Below are 17,719 nucleotides of genomic sequence, written 5' to 3'. Positions count from 1 at the left end.
CGTAAAAGGCTTTATTTTTTTAACTCAACCATAATATCAGTCAATAAATCTATGTTTTCTTTTTTAAATACTATATCTTTATTTGTGTGTATTTTATCAAGATAATATCCAAGTATTTTATTCTTCTTAAGCCCTGCAACACCAATAGCATTTTTAAACACCATTTGGTCTGAAGGATAAAATGTATTTTTACTGTTTTCTAAAAGTACCCCTTTATTGTATTTATGCTTTACTCTTTCTATGATATTTTGCATTTTTTTATAAATATCACTATGCATAGTCAATTCCTTTGTAACAAAAAGCATATTATCTCCGTCACTAACACAATCAAAATTTATAATAACTTTATTATCTATAATATCTTTATGTTTATTTTTGAATTTGAATGCACCTACGAGTCCTATTTCTTCGTTATCGAAAAACACAAAAGCAGACTTATTTATTTCTTCACTGCTAAGTTTATCCATTATATTAAGTAAAGTTACAACTCCTGAAGTATTGTCATTTACAGTATGTTTGTTTTTAAAACCAAACATCATTAAATATAAATCTAATAATATTGTTAAAAAATAACCTATATTTCCTATAATCTCACTTTTAGTAAATATCAATAAAGCAAATTTTACTATTAAAGCCGTAAATATAAGAAAAAAAGCTAAAATAATTGAATAAATAGCATATATAAATAGATTCTTTGGGGTAATAAAATTAGGGAAAATCATTCTTGCACACGTATCATAATGAGCGGTAAATACTGTGTCCGCTTCATTTATATCACCCACTACAATATTTCTTGTCTTAAAAAAGTCATTATATTCTTCAATATCATATTTAATATTGTTATTATTAAAATATTCAGTTAATAATTCTATAAATTTGCTTTTATCTTTATATGATTTTCTTACTTGATATTTATCCAGTATAGTTTTTATTAAACTGTTCATAATTGCCTCTTTAATTTAATATTTATTTTAATATACCATAATTTTCAAATAAAATATATAAATTAATTAAGGAGGATAAATGGAATTTTTTAACGAATATGTCCCTTACAGTAAAGATATACTTAACAAAAATGAAAAAGAGAAAGAAAATATATCCCTTAAGCCTAATGAAAAAACTATTGAAGATGTGAGCATGGTTGCAATAATGGCTATAACATCAATGACAAATATGGTGCAAATGGTATCAAAAGCGATTGTTGATAAAATAAATGAATAAAATCTTATTGAAATTTAAAAATAAATGATATAATAAATAAGCTATTTTATACTTAAGGAGAAAGAAATGTACTTAATAGTGGGACTTGGCAATATAGGAAACGAATATAATCTTACAAGACACAATATAGGATTTGAAACAATAGATTATTTAAGTGAAGAATACGATATAAAAATAAACAAAACAAAATTCAAGGCAGATTTTGGCAAAGGTAAAATTGCCGGAGAAGATGTATTTTTGGTAAAACCGAGAACTTACATGAATTTAAGCGGTGAAAGCGTAAAACTGTTTAAAGATTATTTTAAAATTCCTGAAGAAAATATTTTTATAATTTATGATGATATAGAACTTCCAAAAGGAAAACTTAGAATAAGAAAAAACGGCGGAGCAGGAACCCATAACGGAATGAAATCAATAATAAAAGAAATCGCTACAAAAAACTTCCCAAGATTTCGCCTTGGAGTTGGTAGCCCTGAACATGGTGATCTTGTAAATTATGTTCTTGGAAGATTTAGCGAAGAAGAACTTCCTATAATAAGAGAACTTGTAAAAACTACGTCAAAAGCAATCTATACTGCCCTTGACAAAGATCTTGACAAAGCAATGAATATGTATAACAAAAGGTAAAAGAGGAATATATCTTCTTTTACTTTTTTTATAAATTATTAAATTTATATAAATAAAATGACATGATTATATTTAATCCTATCTTTTGTGATATAATATTTATATAAATCGGCTTAATTCAATTTTAAAATTTACACAGAGGTAATTTAAAATGAAAGAACAATTATTTTCAATAAATTCATCTGATGAAAAACTTCAACTTTCATGTTATATAAAAGCACCAAAAGAAAATGCAAAAGCAGTTATTCAAATTGCTCATGGTATGGCAGAACATAAAGAAAGATATTATCCTTTTATGGAATATCTTGCAAATAACGGTATTGCATGCATAATAAATGACCACAGAGGACACGGTGAAAGTGTTGAAACAAAAGAGGATCTGGGGTATTTTTATGATGAAACAGGTGAAATGATAGTCGAAGATATGTATGCCGTAACAAAAAAAATGAAAGAAGAATATCCAAACGTCCCATATTTTATATTTGCACATAGTATGGGTACTTTGGCTGCAAGAAATTATATACAAAAATACGACGATGAAATCGACGGTCTTATTTTATGCGGAGCGCCTTTTGAAAATAAAGCTGCAGCGCTTGGAATAAAGATAGTTGATTATCTTGAAAAATTAAAAGGAAAACATCATAGAAGCAACTTATTAAATATGATTGTTTTTGGTTCTTTCAACGATAAGTTTGAAGAAAGCCTAAAAAACAAATGGTTAAACAGCGATGTTAAAGAAGTTCAAAAATACAATAAAGACTCTCTTTGCGGATACGTTTTTACATTAAACGGATTTAGAAATTTGTTTAAATTAATAGAAAATGCCTTTAAAAAAGAAAAATATGAAGTAAAAAATGAGAATTTACCAATTTTATTTATTGCAGGAGAAGACGACCCTGTTATAGGTGAAGATCGTGATTTCCATAATAGCATAAACTTCTTAAAAGAAGCAGGCTATAAAGATATAAAACATATTTTATATTTTGGCATGCGCCATGAAATTTTAAACGAAAAAAACAAACACGAAGTGTACAAAGACATTTTAGAATTTATTGAAAAAAATATAGTAAAATAAATTTACAAATATATTAAATCATGATATCATATGAACTGTTAGTGCTACTATGGCTCAGGAGGTAGAGCACTTCCTTGGTAAGGAAGAGGTCACGGGTTCAAGTCCCGTTAGTAGCTCCACCTTTAAAATTTAAGTGCATTAAAATGCACTTTTTTTATTTATCTTTTTTTATGTCTATATCATATATATTATCAAATAAAATTTTATCATTTGTTATATATAAACATCTTGAAACAGTATCTATTTTACTTACCTTTCCCGTTTTTTCGATATATTCTCCCTTAAAATAGTATATAATCTTAACAATATCATTTCTTTTTAACTGTCTTAATTTGTAATCAAGCACCTCTTCATATTCTCTTGAAAATTCCTTTTTTTCAACTTTAACTTTTTCTTTTATTCTAAGTGCCTCATCATATCCTTTTAATGCTTTAAAAGGCATAAACTGCTTTGCCCTATCTTCTCTTTTCATCTTTATTCTATTTTGACTCTCCACTTCTATGCCCTCCGATTTGCATATTTCTCTCCCTTGCCGTAGCACCTTCTTTTAAGCTCATTCCTTTTAAAAGAGAGTTTTTTCCATATTTATCTTTTATATTTATAATCGTTTTTTGAAGAACTTCTTCCTTTTTATTTTCTTCTATATTATCAAACAAATTATACTGATAAATATCATTATTGGTAACATTGTTAAATGTTATATAAAACCTATGAATTAACGCATCTTTTAAGACAATTTCATCATATAACTTTGATAAATAAGAACTTATTGTTTTTGAAGAGTTGGTTAAAGTGGGTATGTTTACTGTTCCATGTGAATATTTTTTAAAGTATTTTTTGTTATATCTAACATGAAGAGTAATACAGCTGCAAACAAGATTTTTTCTTGTAAGGTCAAGACATAAAGAATCCACCATTTCCATTACTATAATTTTTCCCGTTTTAACATCGCAGTCTTTTCCAAGGACTTGTCCGTTTCCTACTGAGGTAGCTTTAGGTTTATATTTCTTTATATCTTGCATTGTAACGCTTTCTCTTCCCCATGCATGATCAATCAAAAGCTCCGCATCTATGCCAAATATTTTATAAAGCATATTTTCATCTGTCTTAGCCAAATCTTTCATGGTTTTAACCCCTATTTTTTCAAGCCTGTTTGCAATACCTCTTCCAACTCTCCAAAAATCCGTTATTGGCCTATGATCCCATAACATTTTTCTATACATTTTTTCGTTTAAAACGCCTATGTTATCATCTGTTCTTTTAGCCATAATATCAAGAGCTACTTTAGCTAAATATAAATTACTTCCAATCCCACAAGCAGAACTTATACCGGTAGTATCATAAATATCTTTCATAATTTCTTTTGCAAGCTCTTTTGCATTCATTTTATACATATATAAATAATCACTTACATCCATAAAAACTTCATCAATACTATAAACGTGTATATCATCTTTTGAAATATACTTTAAATATATTCCGTAAATATCCGCAGAAACGTCTATATACAATTTCATTTGCGGAGGAGCTATTATATAATTTATGTGTTTTGGTATTTCAAATAATCTGCATCTTCCGGGAACGCCCAGCTTTTTCATTGCCGGAGATACCGCAAGACAAATTGTTTTTTGACTCCTTTTAGGATCTGCAACCACTAAATTTGTAGTCATTGGATCAAGTCCCCGCTGTCTGCATTCCACCGATGCATAAAAGGATTTTAAATCTATGCACATATATATTCTGTTACTTTTCATAACATCACCTATCAAACATTTATTTGAAACATATGTTCTAATAAATTATATTACTTTTTTATATTTTATTCAATACGAAAATTTTTCCATTAATTATATTTTTTTATTTAAAAAGAATTTAATTTGTGATAATATTTGCTATACAAAATATATAAGGAGAAAACAATGAAAACTATTATCGTTATATTACTTATTACACTTTTATTATTTATAAGTTTTAAATTTCTTACTACAAAAGAAGAACCTACATCAAACTATAATAAAATTACTGTAGATGAAGCAAAAGAAATGATGGAAAAAGAAGATGTAATCACAATTGACGTAAGAACAGAAGATGAATATAATACATCTCATATTAAAAACGCTGTATTAATTCCAAACGAAACCATAGGAAATGAAAAATTAAAAGAAGTTAGTAACTTAAATCAAAAAATAATCGTATACTGTAGAAGCGGTGCAAGAAGTAAAAAAGCCGCAATGAAACTTATAAACATAGGATACAAAAACGTATATGATATGGGCGGAATTATGAACTGGCCATATGAAACAGTAACAAAATAAATAAAAAAGAGGAATAATTATGGAAACAGGAAACACAACGACTATCATTAAAAAAACCGTAAAGTCAGGTATTTCATTCGGAAGTGCCCTTGCAATGGTTATAAGTTATACCACTTGGCATTCTATATTCTGGGCGATAATACATGGACTTTTAGGATGGATATATGTAATTTATTTTATAATAGTGCATTAAAAAAACACCGCTTAAGCGGTGTTTTATCTTGCAAGTGAAATAAGTTTTTTTGCCGTATTTACATCTGTGATAAGGGAATCAATATAATTACACCTTATTGCTGTATATATACTGTCGGCTTTTTCAACTCCTCCGGCAACGGCAACAACTTCTTTTATCTTTTTTATTTCATTCAAGTCTAATGACATTAAATGATCATTGCATGTAAGGTTTATTTAATAACTGCATAAGCTATTAACGCAAGTATAGCGGTTGTTTTATACAAAATTATAACAGGTCCAATAGCCGTAGTAATTGCTTACTTATTTAGTATCGGAATGTATTAATATAAAAAAACACTTCTTAAATGAAGTGTTTTTTTTATTTTCTCTTGACTTGGAGTTAAGTCCATATAGTAAAGTAAAATAAAAAGGAGGTAATCATGAAGAAATTCATCTTTATATTTATTATTTTACTTATATTTATATGTTTAATTTTTATAAATTATAAAAATGATAAATCTTCTGACAAAAAAGAAAACAAGATAATGAGTGGAACAACAGATATAGCAAAAAACACATCAAATACCGAAAATATTCAGTCATTAAGCATAAATATCGACGGTAAAGATTATGTTTTAAATGTAGAAAACAATCAAACGACAAAGGAACTTATAAAAATTCTTCCATTAAATATTACAATGCAGGATTTTAACCAAAATGAAAAGTATTATAATTTATCATCCTCTCTTCCTACGGATGAATATAATGTAGGAAAGATAAAAAAAGGTGATGTTATGCTCTACGGTGCAGATACTCTGGTTATATTCTATAAGGATTTTGACACTTCATATCAATATACCAAAATCGGAGTAATAGAAAATCTGGATGAAGACAATTTTACAAATAAAAATGAAGTTCAAGTACATATTAAAGTAAAGAAGTAAAAGTATGAAAAAAAAGAATATTTTAATTATTTCTTCCACAATGAGAAAAGGGGGAAATTCAGAAATATTGGCTGAAAATTTTAAAAAAGGAGCAGAAGAAAAAGGACATATTGTCGAAATTGTATATTTAAGAAATTACAATATAAACTTTTGCAGAGGATGTCTATACTGTCAAAAGGAACATAAATGCGTTATAAATGACGATGCTAAATTACTTTTAGATAAATTTAAAAATGCCGATGCAATTGTGTTTACAACACCTGTTTATTATTACACAATGTGCGGACAGTTAAAAAATTTCCTAGATAGAATGAACCCAGTATTTGCAATGAAATATAATTTCAAAGAAATATATCTACTTGCCTCATGTGCCGATGAAGAAGAAAGTGCAATAAATATAATATTAAAAGAAATTGAAGGCTGGATATCATGTTTTGAAGGTGTAAAACTTATGGGACATTTATGTGCAACAAACGTAACAAACGTAAAAGATATTTTAAGTAATGAAAATATAATAAATAAAGCAATTACAATGGGAAAAAATGCATAAAAAAAATACCGACTATTCGGTACTTATAAAAATGGTGGGGGAGAATGGATTCGAACCATTGTAGGCTGAGCCAACGGATTTACAGTCCGCCCCCTTTAGCCACTCGGGCACTCCCCCGTGAATATGCTATAATATTTTAATATATTATACCCCATTTGTCAATAGATTATAATTATATTAATAAAATAACAAAACTATTATCAATAATTTTCATGTTTACCAAAAAAAAGAGCAGGTTGTCCTGCTCTTTATTTTATTCTTCCCATGGCTTTAAAATTACTTTTATAGCTTCCCCTGTTCTTGTCATTTCAATGCCATGTTTTATTTCTTTTAAAGGAATTGTATGAGTAACAAATTTGCTTGCATCAATTTTTCCTTCTACTATTAAATCAAGTGCAGATTTAAAAGAAGCAGGATCAAAGCTATAACCTCCACAAAGTTGAAGTTCTTTATAATGAATTAAATTGCTGTCAAAATTTACACGGCAGTTATCATGAGGAAGTCCACCGAATAATAAAAGTTTTCCTCTTGGACGAAGATAATGAGTCGCCTCTTCCTGCGCAGAACCTACAGGACATGCTGTAATTGCAACATCTACCCCATCCCCATTTGTTTCTCTCATAACAACTTCTTCCAAACTTTCTTTTGTTGGATTTACGAACACATCTATATAATCAAATCTTTTTGCTTTATCAAGTCTTGGTTGATTTACTTCTGATAATATAACTTTTTTTGCTCCTCTTAATTTCGCCATTGCACTATGCAAATTTCCAAGCGGACCTGCACCTATTACAAGAACAGTGTCCCCTTTTGTTACATTGATAAAATCATGTGTTGAATATACGCTTGCCAATGTTTCTGATAAAGGAGCAAGATCCAAATTAAAATCATCAGGTAAAATATGTAAAAATTCAGGAGTTGAACCAACTGCAGGAACAGCCATATACTGAGCATATCCTCCATAAAAATTCATTCCCGGTACAGTAATATTTTTACAAAGGTTTTTAATATGTTTATCCGATGTACAATAACTGCATTTTCCGCATGTAATACCAGGATTTAACATAACCTTTTGACCTTCTTTATAATATTCACTGTCACTTTTTTCAATAATTCCCGCAACTTCATGTCCAATAACAAAAGGAGGTTTTACCTTTTTGTGTCCTGAAGTAAAAGTTCTTATATCAGAACCGCAAAGACCTACTGATATAACTTTTATAAGCACCCCGTTTTCAGGACATTTAGGTGTTTCAATATCCCCATAATAAAAATCATTTGGTCCATTAAAAATTACTGCTTTCATATTCTATTCTCCTTAGTCTTTTCTTAATTACAGTTTAAAGTAGAGTAAAATATTTTACAATACTGAAAAAATTTGCAAAGGGAAATTTTACTTAATTAAAATGTATAGATGCTTATTAAACAAATAAAAAAGGCTTGTACATTAGTACAAGCCTTTTCATTATTATTATTCTTCTTCAGGTTCTTGTAGGGCATCAAAGCCTTCTTCACCTGTTCTTATTTTAACAACATTATCAAGTCCGTAAACGAAGATTTTACCATCGCCGATATTACCTGTATATAAAGCCTTTTTAGCTTCATCAATAACTTCTCTTACAGGAACCGCCGCAACTACGATTTCTACCTTTAATTTAGGAAGTAAAATAGATTCTACTTCACTACCACGATAGAAATGTTTTCTACCTTTTTGGACACCACATCCAAGAACATTTGTTACTGTCATACCTGTAACACCGATTTTTTGCATTGCAGCTTTTAAAGCTCCAAATTTATCTTTATTAATTACTATAGTAACTTTACTTATACCACTGTCAAGTTTTGTAACTTTGATATTATCTCCTTCAGTTGTTGTTTGAATAGCAGGTTTAACTTCTTTAGCTAAAGGAGCAGGTGTTTCAACACCAAGCAATTCACTTTCATCATCTAATGAATAATAGAAATCTCCTGCAGGAGCAAAGTCTGCATATGCGCTTACAAGTCCGTGTTCCGTTATGTCAAGTCCCAAAATTTCTTCTTCTTTGCTTGCCCTTAAACCTACTGTTTTATCAATTATCTTAAATACAATAAACATTGCGATAAATACATAAACTGCTACACTTACAACACCTACAAGTTGTGTTAGGAACATGTTAATTCCACCACCATAGAATAAACCACCTTCAACTGAGAATAATCCTGTTAAAAGTGTTCCTGTCGCACCGCAACACCCATGAACCGCAATTGCACCAACAGGGTCATCAATTTTTAATTTATGATCAATAAATTCAACTGCAAATACAACAAGCACACCTGCGATTGCTCCAATAAAGAAAACACCTGTAGTAGAAACCATATCACAACCTGCTGTAATAGCAACAAGCCCTGCTAAAGCACCGTTTAGAGTCATTGAAACATCAGGTTTTCCGTATCTAACCCAAGTAACAATTAAACTCATTAATGCAGCAGCTGCTGCTGCCATGTTTGTTGTTACGAAAATTGTTGACGCAGAAACCATATCCGCATCTGTTGACATTGCAACTGTTGAACAACCATTAAATCCAAACCAACCCATCCATAAAATAAATACGCCAAGGGCACCTATTGCAATATTATGTCCAGGAATAGCTTTACTCTTTCCATTTTTATCATACTTACCAAGTCTTGCACCAAGAATTTTAGCACCTACCAAAGCAGATATTCCTCCTACCATATGCACCGCAGTTGAACCGGCAAAATCATGAAAACCAAGTTGACTTAACCAGCCACCACCCCAAATCCAGTGACCTGAAATTGGATAAATAATTGCGCTGATTACAGCCGAGTAAATTAAATATGCAATAAACTTTGTTCTTTCTGCCATTGCATCGGATACAATTGTAGCAGACGTTGCGCAAAATACAGTTTGGAAAATAATAAAGGCCATTGTAGGGAAAGTACTATCATAATTTCCTCTAATAAAGAAATCTACCTTACCTATAATTCCTCCGATATCATCACCCATCATTATACCAAAACCAAGTACCCAGAGAATAATGGTACCAAGAACAAAGTCCATTAAGTTTTTCATAATAATGTTACCTGCGTTTTTTGCTCTGGTAAAACCTCCTTCTACCATTGCAAATCCTGCTTGCATCCAAAATACCAATATTGCTCCAAGTAATACTCAAATTGTATCAAGAGCACTAAATGTTGTTCCCATTTTTCTTTTCCTCCTAAAATATATAAAATAAAAAGGCGTATATGTAATAATACATACACGCCTTTGTGTCAAATTTGATTATTTATTATTTATTTTTATTGAACGCTGAATAAAATTTCACCGTAAGATGGATATGGCCAGAACTTCTTATCTACAATTGTTTCAAGTTCATCTGCATATTTTCTTACTTCTTCCATATTTTCAAATACTTTTTCTTTAAATGCCATTGCTCTTTGTTCTGCATTTTGTACGCTTTCAGCTTCTTCTAATCCTTTTTGTAACTCATTGATTGCTTCATATAATTTTACATTCAAATCACTTACTTTTACAACAGTATCTTCTTCTACTTTGTTGTTTGCACTTGGGCAAGCTGCTTGTTTTACTTGAAGTGTTTCTGCAACTTCTTTTACATATGCAATACATGCAGGTAAGATAGCATTTTTTGCCATTTCTATTGTAGCTTTTGCTTCAATAGATAAAACATTTGAATAGTCTTCAAGTAATACTTCTGTTCTACTTTCAAGTTCATCTTTTGAAAGAACTTTATGTTTTTCAAATAATTTAACATTTTCTTCTTTTCTATAATAAGGAATTGCTTCAGCACTTGTTCTTAAATTTAGAAGTTTTCTTTTAGCTGCTTCTTCTACCCATTCATCAGAATATCCGTCTCCGTTGAAGATAATTCTTTGATGATTAGTAAATGTTTCTTTAATTAAAGCTTTGATTGCTTCTTCTGAATTATCTTTTTCTAATCTATCTGAGAAATCACTAAATGCATCTGCAACAATTGTATTTAAAATCATATTAGGACAAGCAACTGAGTCTTTAGAACCTACCATTCTAAATTCAAATTTATTTCCTGTAAATGCAAATGGAGATGTTCTGTTTCTGTCTGTTGTATCTTTTGTTAAGTCAGGAAGAACTGTTGCTCCAAGAGAGAATTTTGTTTTTCCTTCGCTCTTATAGTCATTATCAGAAATAATTGCGTCAACTACACCTTTTAAATCATCTCCAAGGAATATAGAGATAATTGCAGGAGGAGCTTCGTTTGCACCGAGTCTGTGGTCGTTACCTGCTGTTGCTACTGAAATTCTAAGTAAATCTTGATGTTCATCAACAGCTTTTACTACAGCGGCAAGAACAAGTAAGAATTGCATATTTTGTTTAGGGTCATTTCCCGGAGATAGGATATTTTCTCCTTCTTTTGTTGTAATTGACCAGTTATTATGTTTACCGCTTCCGTTAATGCCCTCAAATGGTTTTTCATGAAGTAAACATACAAGTCCATGTTTTCTTGCAATTTTTTTCATCATTTCCATCATGATTTGATTTTGGTCTGTTGCTGTATTTGTTGATGAATAAACAGGCGCAAGTTCATGTTGTGCAGGAGCTACTTCGTTATGTCTTGTCTTCGCAGTAATACCAAATTCCCAAAGGCTCTTATCCAAGTCTTCCATATATTCTAAGATTTTTGCTTTTATTGAACCAAAGTAATGGTCATCAAGTTCTTGACCTTTAGGAGAAGGTGAACCAAATAATGTTCTTCCTGTATAAATAAGGTCAGGTCTTTTCTTATACATTTCTTCTGAGATAATAAAGTATTCTTGTTCTGCTCCAACTGAAGTATCAGCACCACTGCATTCTTTTCCAAGAAGTTTTAATAATCTTTTTGTTTGATTACTGATTGCTTCAATAGATTTAAGAAGCGGAGCTTTTTTATCAAGAACTTCACCGTTATAAGAACAGAAAATTGCAGGAATACATAAAGTATTATCTTTAATAAAAGCATAACTTGTAGGATCCCAAACTGTGTATCCTCTCGCTTCATTTGTTGCTCTAAGTCCTCCTGATGGGAAAGATGAAGCATCAGGTTCTGCTTGTAATAATTCTTTACCTGATAATCTAAGTACAACTTTATCTCCGTCAGGAACTATAAAAGCATCATGTTTTTCTGCTGTTAAACTTGTCATTGGTTGGAACCAGTGAGTATAATGTGTACAACCATTTTCAAGAGCCCACTCTTTCATTGCATGGGCTACTGCATTTGCAATGCTTATATCTAATTTTTTGCCTTCTTCAATAGTCTTCTTTAATTTGTTATATGTATCTTTAGGTAATTTTTCTTTCATTGTAGTATCATTGAAAACTTTACAACCAAAGAACTCAGGTATTGCGCTCATAATATATACATCCTTTCATATGTTTTTTATTATTCTTAATACTTTTACATATAGATTAATTATACAAAATTTTTCTTTATCTTTCTACTATAAATTAATATTGAAAATATAAATTTTATACATAAACCTATAAATAAACTTGTATTAAGTAAGCAAAAAGGCACCGTAAGCATTTTGCTTACAGCGCCTTTGCTGTGTATGAGTGGATTTTACTACGAGGTGTTATTTTTGTCAAGCATTTTTTTGAAATTTTTTAAATTTTTAGAAAATTCAAAAAAAATATAAATTTCTCTTGCATTTTTATAATTTTGAGTTTATACTTATACCACTAACTAAATATTAAGGACAACGGTGTCCAATAAGCACTTTATTTTTATGTGCTTATTGGGCGCTTTATTTTTTGGGGGTGTAGAAATGATATTTGATGAAAGATATAAAGAAGGAAATGTAAGAATACCTTCAGGATGTGCCATAAGCGGTATTTTTCACAAAGACGGAAAAAGAACCGACGGAAGAGACATAATAACATCAATTGAAGTAATGCACGAAAGAAGCAACGGACTTGGAGGAGGGTTTGCCGCTTACGGCATATATCCCGAATATAAAGACTATTATGCTTTTCACGTTTTTTATGATGACAATATTGTAAGAAAAGAATGTGAAGCTTTTTTAGATACTCATTTTGATATTATCGAACAAGGAATTATTCCTACAAGAAAAATCGATAAAATCACAAACGAACCTTTAATATATAGATATTTTGTATTACCAAAAGAATCTAAATTAAAATCTTCTCAATTAGACGAAAAAGAATTTGTAGTTGAATGTGTTATGAATATCAACACAAATATGAAAGGTTCTTATGTTTTTTCATGCGGGAAAAATATGGGTTCTTTTAAAGCAGTAGGTTATCCGGAAGATGTAGGAGAATTTTATAAACTTGATGAATACAAAGCATATTCTTGGACAGCACACGGAAGATACCCTACCAACACTCCCGGCTGGTGGGGAGGCGCTCATCCATTTAGCCTTCTTGACTATTCAATAGTTCATAACGGTGAAATTTCTTCTTACGATGCAAACAGAAGATATATTGAAATGTTTGGATATAAATGTAATCTTCTAACAGATACAGAAGTAATTACATATATGATGGACTATTTACTTAGAAAAAACAAATTAACTTTAAAAGAAGCAGCAGAAGTTGTTGCAGCACCTTTCTGGGAAACAATAAAAACAAAAGAAGAAAAAGAAAGAGAAAGACTCTCATATTTAAGAACTATTTTTTCAAGTCTGCTTATTACAGGTCCTTTCTCAATCATTTTAGGTTTTAACGGAGGACTTATGGCCCTTAACGATAGATTAAAACTTCGTTCAATGGTTGTTGCCGAAAAAGGAGAAAGCGTATATATGGCAAGTGAAGAAAGCGCAATAAAAATCATACAAAAACAAGTAGACAAAATTTACTCACCTGCCGGTGGTGAACCTGTAATAGTTACATTAAACAAGGGGGTAGAATAAGATGGGAATTAATTTTATACATCCACAGTTTGAAGTGGTAAGAAATCAAGACAGATGTATACAGTGCAGAGTATGTGAAAGACAATGTGCAAATGAAGTACACTTTTATGATGAAGACAGCAAACTTATGTTAAGCGACGAAACAAACTGCGTTGCTTGTCATAGATGTGTATCTCTCTGCCCTACTAAAGCACTAAAAATCGTTGAAAGCGACCATACTTTTAAACCTCATGCAAATTGGAATAAAGAAAACATTGAAAATATTTACCGTCAAGCTGACAGCGGTGGAGTGCTTCTTGCATCAATGGGAAATCCTAAAGAGTACCCTATTTACTTTGATAAAATGCTTATAAACGCATCTCAAGTAACAAACCCATCTATTGACCCCCTAAGAGAGCCAATGGAAACAAAAGTAAGCTTAGGAAAGAAAAATGTAAAAATTGAAAGAGATGATAAAGGAAATATTGTTCCAAACACTCCTCCTCAAATCAAATTAAACGTTCCTATAATGTTTTCTGCAATGTCTTACGGCTCAATAAGTTACAATGCTCATGAAAGCTTGGCAAGAGCTGCAAGCGAACTTGGAATAATGTATAACACAGGTGAAGGTGGTCTTCACGAAGACTTTTATAAATACGGGAAAAATACAATAGTCCAAGTTGCGTCAGGTAGATTTGGCGTACATAAAGATTATCTTGATACATCAGCAGCTATTGAAATAAAAATGGGTCAAGGTGCAAAACCCGGTATCGGAGGACATTTACCGGGAGAAAAAATCGGTCCTGATATTTCAAAAACAAGAATGATTCCAGAAGGAAGTGACGCAATAAGTCCTGCTCCTCATCATGATATTTATTCAATTGAAGATTTAAGACAGCTTGTTCTTTCTCTAAAAGAAGCAACAGGATATAAAAAACCCGTTATCGTAAAAATTGCAGCAGTACATAACGTTGCCGCAATAGCAAGCGGTATCGCAAGAAGCGGTGCAGATATAATTGCAATAGACGGTTTTAGAGGAGGAACAGGAGCAGCTCCAACAAGAATCAGGGATAACGTAGGTATTCCAATCGAACTTGCTCTTGCAAGCGTAGATTCAAGACTTAGAAGTGAAGGCATAAGAGATAATGTTTCTCTTGTAGTTGGCGGAAGTATAAGAAGCAGTGCAGATGTAGTAAAAGCAATTGCCCTTGGTGCCGACTGTGTTTATATAGCAACTTCAGCATTAATGGCCCTTGGCTGTCACTTATGTAGAAATTGCCACAGCGGAAAATGTAACTGGGGTATTGCAACGCAAAGACCAGATCTTGTAAAAAGATTAAATCCTGATATTGGATATAAAAGAGTAGTAAACCTAGTAACCGCATGGGAACATGAAATAAAAGAAATGATGGGCGGTATGGGAATAAACTCAATAGAAGCATTAAAAGGAAACAGACTGATGCTAAGAGGTGTAGGTCTTAACGAAAAAGAACTTGAAATACTAGGAATAAAGCACGCAGGAGAATAAAAAATGAAAAGAATTTACATCAATGAACAGTGGTGTTTAGGGTGCCACCTATGTGAATATAACTGTGCCTTTGCGAACAGTAAAAAAGACAGCATGATAAAAGCACTTAAAGGAAAGAAAATCTATCCTAATATAAGGGTTGAAGATAAAAATCAAGTTCACTTTGCAGTATCTTGCAGGCACTGCGAAGAACCAATATGCGTAAAAAGCTGTATCAGTGGAGCTTTATCGATAAAAGACGGGCTTATTAGTGTAGATAAAGAAAAATGTATCGGATGTTTGACATGCGTTTTAGTTTGTCCTTACGGTGCAATTCATCCCGACGAAGAAAACAGTGTTGTAAACAAATGTGAATTTTGTACAAACAATTCTATTGGAGAACCTAACTGTGTAAAAGGATGTCCAAATAATGCCATTGTTTTCGAAGAAAGGGGTTAATTATGAGCAAATATGTAATTATCGGCGGTTCTATTGCCGCCATTGGAACAATAGAAGGAATAAGAAGTGTTGATAAAAACGGTGATATAACTTTAGTAACGGATGAAAATCATTTTATCTACTCAAGACCTTTAATATCCTATCTTGTGGAAGGAAAGACAACTTTGGAGAAAATGAGATATAGAGAAGATGATTTTTATATAAAAAACAATGTAGAAGTGATAAAGGGGACTAAGGCGGAAAAAATCGATTATGAAAATAAATGTATCGTCCTTAATAATAAAAGAAACATCCCTTTCGAAAAACTAATGATTGCAACCGGCTCTTCCCCTTTTACACCTCACATTGAAGGAGAAGAAAAGGTAAAAAACAAATTTACTTTCATGTCTTTAGATGATGCTCTAAACCTAGAAAAAGCAATTACCAAAGACAGCAAAGTATTAATTTTAGGCGCAGGACTTATTGGACTTAAATGCGCCGAAGCAATTAACAATAAAGTTAAAAATGTTACGGTTGTTGACCTTGCTGATAGAATTTTACCAAGTATCCTTGATGAAAAAGGATGTAAATTGGTTCAAAAACACATTGAAAAACAAGGTGTTAAATTTATACTCGGTAACAGTATTGATAAAATTGATGAAAAACAAGCTACCCTAAAAGATGGTTCAAAGCTTGATTATGATATATTCGTGGTTGCAGTAGGTGTAAGACCAAATGTAAACTTAGCAGAAGAAATAGGTTGTGAAGTCAACAGAGGTATCATAACTGACGAACATGGAATGACAACATTAAAAGATATTTATGCCGCAGGAGACTGCACTGCAAGTTATGATATTACAAGAAATCAAAATATAATTCTTGCTCTTCTTCCAAATGCTTATTTTAAAGGTGAAACTGCAGGAGTAAATATGGCGGGAGGAGAAAAATCCTATAAAAATGCAATGCCAATGAACTCTCTTGGATTATTTGGTCTTCATATGGTAACAGCCGGAAACTACGATGGTGAAGAATATATAGTAGAAAATGAAGATGAATATAAGAAGCTTGTATATAAAGACAACCTTCTTAAAGGCTTCATTATTATAGGAAATGTAGATAAAGCCGGAATATATACTTATTTAATAAGAGAAAAAGTTAATCTTAGTGACATAGATTTCGATTTAATTAAAGATAATCCTGGGCTTATGGCATTTTCAAGAGATTACAGAGACTCTAAGCTTGGAGGTAAAAAGTTATGAGATTTGGTGCAAAAGGACTTGAACATAAACAAATAAATGAACAAATTAAAGCTTGTGCTTTAAAAGACTTGGATATAACCGTTGATGATGTAATGGGACAAAGATTTATAGGAGCAGGTATGTCTAAAGTTAATCTTACTATAAACGGAGTTCCGGGAAATGCAGTGGGAGCATATCTTGACGGAGCACACATCACTATAAATGAAAATGCACAAGACGCAACAGGAGATACAATGAATGACGGTGAAATTGTAATCCACGGTTCAAGCGGAGATGCAACGGGATATGCAATGCGTGGTGGCACAATATATGTTGAGGGTGATGTAGGATACAGAGCAGGTATCCATATGAAAGCCTATAAAGATAAAAAACCTGCAATAATCGTTGGAGGCAAAACCGGCTCATTCCTTGGAGAATATCAAGCAGGAGGAAATATCGTTGTATTAGGATTAGGTTACGAAGATAAAGAAATTCCAATGGGTAATTTCTGTGCAACAGGCATGCACGGAGGAAAAATTTATCTTAGAACAAACAACCCTCCTGTATTTGATGGCGACAAACTTATCGTTAAAGAAGCAGAAAAAGAAGATTTAGAGGAAATAAAAGATAATATAAAAAAATATTGTAATTATTTTAATAAAGATTATGATAATATTATAGAAAGTAAATTTTATATTATAATTCCAAACACAAAAAGTCCATACAAACAATTATATACTAATCATTAGGA

20 protein-coding genes and 2 tRNA genes are annotated in these 17,719 nt (G+C 31.3%); 14 read left to right on the top strand and 8 right to left on the bottom strand.

Annotation, left to right across the window (positions count from 1 at the left end):
- Positions 1-11: 11 nt before the first annotated feature.
- The gene (locus V2W16_RS04940) at positions 12-944 is read right to left on the bottom strand and encodes a M28 family peptidase (RefSeq protein ID WP_329382463.1); all 933 of its coding nucleotides are present in this window, start codon (positions 942-944) and stop codon (positions 12-14) included.
- Between the two features lie 79 nt (positions 945-1,023).
- On the opposite strand from V2W16_RS04940, the gene V2W16_RS04935 reads away from it, so the two are divergent.
- The 4 genes from V2W16_RS04935 to V2W16_RS04920 all read left to right on the top strand — a co-directional run bounded on the left by V2W16_RS04935 (position 1,024) and on the right by V2W16_RS04920 (position 3,042).
- Complete coding sequence (locus V2W16_RS04935) at positions 1,024-1,221, top strand: hypothetical protein (protein WP_329382460.1); 198 nt, start codon at positions 1,024-1,026, stop codon at positions 1,219-1,221.
- 66 nt (positions 1,222-1,287) lie between these two features.
- A complete protein-coding gene (gene pth, locus V2W16_RS04930) occupies positions 1,288-1,848 on the top strand; it encodes an aminoacyl-tRNA hydrolase (protein WP_329382457.1) in 561 nt (186 codons plus the stop codon).
- Positions 1,849-1,999: 151 nt separating this feature from the next.
- Entirely contained in the window at positions 2,000-2,923 is a 924-nt protein-coding gene (locus V2W16_RS04925) for an alpha/beta fold hydrolase (RefSeq protein WP_329382454.1), read from the top strand.
- 43 nt (positions 2,924-2,966) lie between these two features.
- Positions 2,967-3,042, top strand: a tRNA-Thr gene (locus V2W16_RS04920).
- A 35-nt stretch (positions 3,043-3,077) separates the two neighbouring features.
- Here the strand turns inward: V2W16_RS04920 and V2W16_RS04915 are convergent.
- Together V2W16_RS04915 and V2W16_RS04910 are read right to left on the bottom strand one after the other, a co-directional pair.
- A complete protein-coding gene (locus V2W16_RS04915; RefSeq protein ID WP_329382451.1) occupies positions 3,078-3,419 on the bottom strand; it encodes a YolD-like family protein in 342 nt (113 codons plus the stop codon).
- A complete protein-coding gene (locus V2W16_RS04910; RefSeq protein WP_329382448.1) occupies positions 3,403-4,677 on the bottom strand; it encodes a Y-family DNA polymerase in 1,275 nt (424 codons plus the stop codon). Before V2W16_RS04910 ends, V2W16_RS04915 begins: the two co-directional genes overlap by 17 nt.
- Before the next feature lie 165 nt (positions 4,678-4,842).
- On the opposite strand from V2W16_RS04910, the gene V2W16_RS04905 reads away from it, so the two are divergent.
- Complete coding sequence (locus V2W16_RS04905) at positions 4,843-5,238, top strand: rhodanese-like domain-containing protein (protein ID WP_329382445.1); 396 nt, start codon at positions 4,843-4,845, stop codon at positions 5,236-5,238.
- Positions 5,239-5,257: 19 nt separating this feature from the next.
- Positions 5,258-5,431: a hypothetical protein gene (locus V2W16_RS04900; RefSeq protein WP_329382441.1), complete on the top strand. Its 174-nt coding sequence runs from the start codon at positions 5,258-5,260 to the stop codon at positions 5,429-5,431.
- A 23-nt stretch (positions 5,432-5,454) separates the two neighbouring features.
- Here V2W16_RS04900 and V2W16_RS04895 read toward each other — a convergent pair whose 3' ends face one another.
- On the bottom strand, positions 5,455-5,646 hold the full coding sequence (locus tag V2W16_RS04895) for a sugar-binding domain-containing protein (RefSeq protein WP_329382631.1): 192 nt from the start codon (positions 5,644-5,646) through the stop codon (positions 5,455-5,457).
- A gap of 18 nt (positions 5,647-5,664) precedes the next feature.
- Here V2W16_RS04895 and V2W16_RS11185 point away from each other — a divergent pair, with 18 nt between their 5' ends.
- From V2W16_RS11185 to V2W16_RS04885, 3 genes are all read left to right on the top strand, one after another.
- Positions 5,665-5,757 carry a hypothetical protein gene (locus tag V2W16_RS11185; protein ID WP_425353949.1) on the top strand — a complete coding sequence of 31 codons (93 nt, stop codon included), beginning with the start codon at positions 5,665-5,667 and terminating at the stop codon, positions 5,755-5,757.
- A gap of 95 nt (positions 5,758-5,852) precedes the next feature.
- Positions 5,853-6,356, top strand: coding sequence for a cyclophilin-like fold protein (locus V2W16_RS04890; RefSeq protein WP_329382438.1), 504 nt, complete (start codon positions 5,853-5,855; stop codon positions 6,354-6,356).
- A 4-nt stretch (positions 6,357-6,360) separates the two neighbouring features.
- Positions 6,361-6,906, top strand: a complete 546-nt coding sequence (locus tag V2W16_RS04885) for a flavodoxin family protein (RefSeq protein ID WP_329382435.1) — start codon at positions 6,361-6,363, stop codon at positions 6,904-6,906.
- A gap of 32 nt (positions 6,907-6,938) precedes the next feature.
- Here the strand turns inward: V2W16_RS04885 and V2W16_RS04880 are convergent.
- From V2W16_RS04880 to V2W16_RS04865, 4 genes are all read right to left on the bottom strand, one after another.
- A tRNA-Tyr gene (locus V2W16_RS04880) sits at positions 6,939-7,023 on the bottom strand.
- Between the two features lie 136 nt (positions 7,024-7,159).
- A complete protein-coding gene (locus V2W16_RS04875; RefSeq protein ID WP_329382432.1) occupies positions 7,160-8,209 on the bottom strand; it encodes an alcohol dehydrogenase catalytic domain-containing protein in 1,050 nt (349 codons plus the stop codon).
- 165 nt (positions 8,210-8,374) lie between these two features.
- Entirely contained in the window at positions 8,375-10,039 is a 1,665-nt protein-coding gene (locus tag V2W16_RS04870; RefSeq protein WP_425353941.1) for an ammonium transporter, read from the bottom strand.
- Positions 10,040-10,200: 161 nt separating this feature from the next.
- Positions 10,201-12,285, bottom strand: coding sequence for a glutamine synthetase III family protein (locus V2W16_RS04865; protein ID WP_329382429.1), 2,085 nt, complete (start codon positions 12,283-12,285; stop codon positions 10,201-10,203).
- A gap of 414 nt (positions 12,286-12,699) precedes the next feature.
- On the opposite strand from V2W16_RS04865, the gene V2W16_RS04860 reads away from it, so the two are divergent.
- Genes V2W16_RS04860 through V2W16_RS04840 form a run of 5 tightly spaced genes read left to right on the top strand, consistent with a single transcriptional unit; the run spans position 12,700 to position 17,717 of the window.
- On the top strand, positions 12,700-13,806 hold the full coding sequence (locus tag V2W16_RS04860) for a class II glutamine amidotransferase (RefSeq protein ID WP_329382426.1): 1,107 nt from the start codon (positions 12,700-12,702) through the stop codon (positions 13,804-13,806).
- A gap of 1 nt (position 13,807) precedes the next feature.
- Positions 13,808-15,313 carry a glutamate synthase-related protein gene (locus V2W16_RS04855; RefSeq protein WP_329382423.1) on the top strand — a complete coding sequence of 502 codons (1,506 nt, stop codon included), beginning with the start codon at positions 13,808-13,810 and terminating at the stop codon, positions 15,311-15,313.
- A 3-nt stretch (positions 15,314-15,316) separates the two neighbouring features.
- Positions 15,317-15,751 (top strand): 4Fe-4S dicluster domain-containing protein, encoded by a 435-nt coding sequence (locus V2W16_RS04850; protein ID WP_329382419.1) that lies wholly within the window; start codon positions 15,317-15,319, stop codon positions 15,749-15,751.
- A 2-nt stretch (positions 15,752-15,753) separates the two neighbouring features.
- Entirely contained in the window at positions 15,754-16,989 is a 1,236-nt protein-coding gene (locus V2W16_RS04845; RefSeq protein WP_329382416.1) for an NAD(P)/FAD-dependent oxidoreductase, read from the top strand.
- Positions 16,986-17,717, top strand: a complete 732-nt coding sequence (locus V2W16_RS04840; protein WP_329382413.1) for a GltB/FmdC/FwdC-like GXGXG domain-containing protein — start codon at positions 16,986-16,988, stop codon at positions 17,715-17,717. The genes V2W16_RS04845 and V2W16_RS04840 overlap by 4 nt, the downstream gene beginning before the upstream one ends.
- The last annotated feature ends 2 nt before the right edge of the window (positions 17,718-17,719 follow it).

It is taken from the genome of Anaerofustis butyriciformans (assembly GCF_036289385.1).
GTDB classification, from domain to species: Bacteria; Bacillota; Clostridia; order Eubacteriales; family Anaerofustaceae; genus Anaerofustis; species Anaerofustis butyriciformans.
The sequence above is the reverse complement of the archived record's forward strand: the minus strand, read 5'-3'. Positions and strand labels throughout refer to the sequence as shown.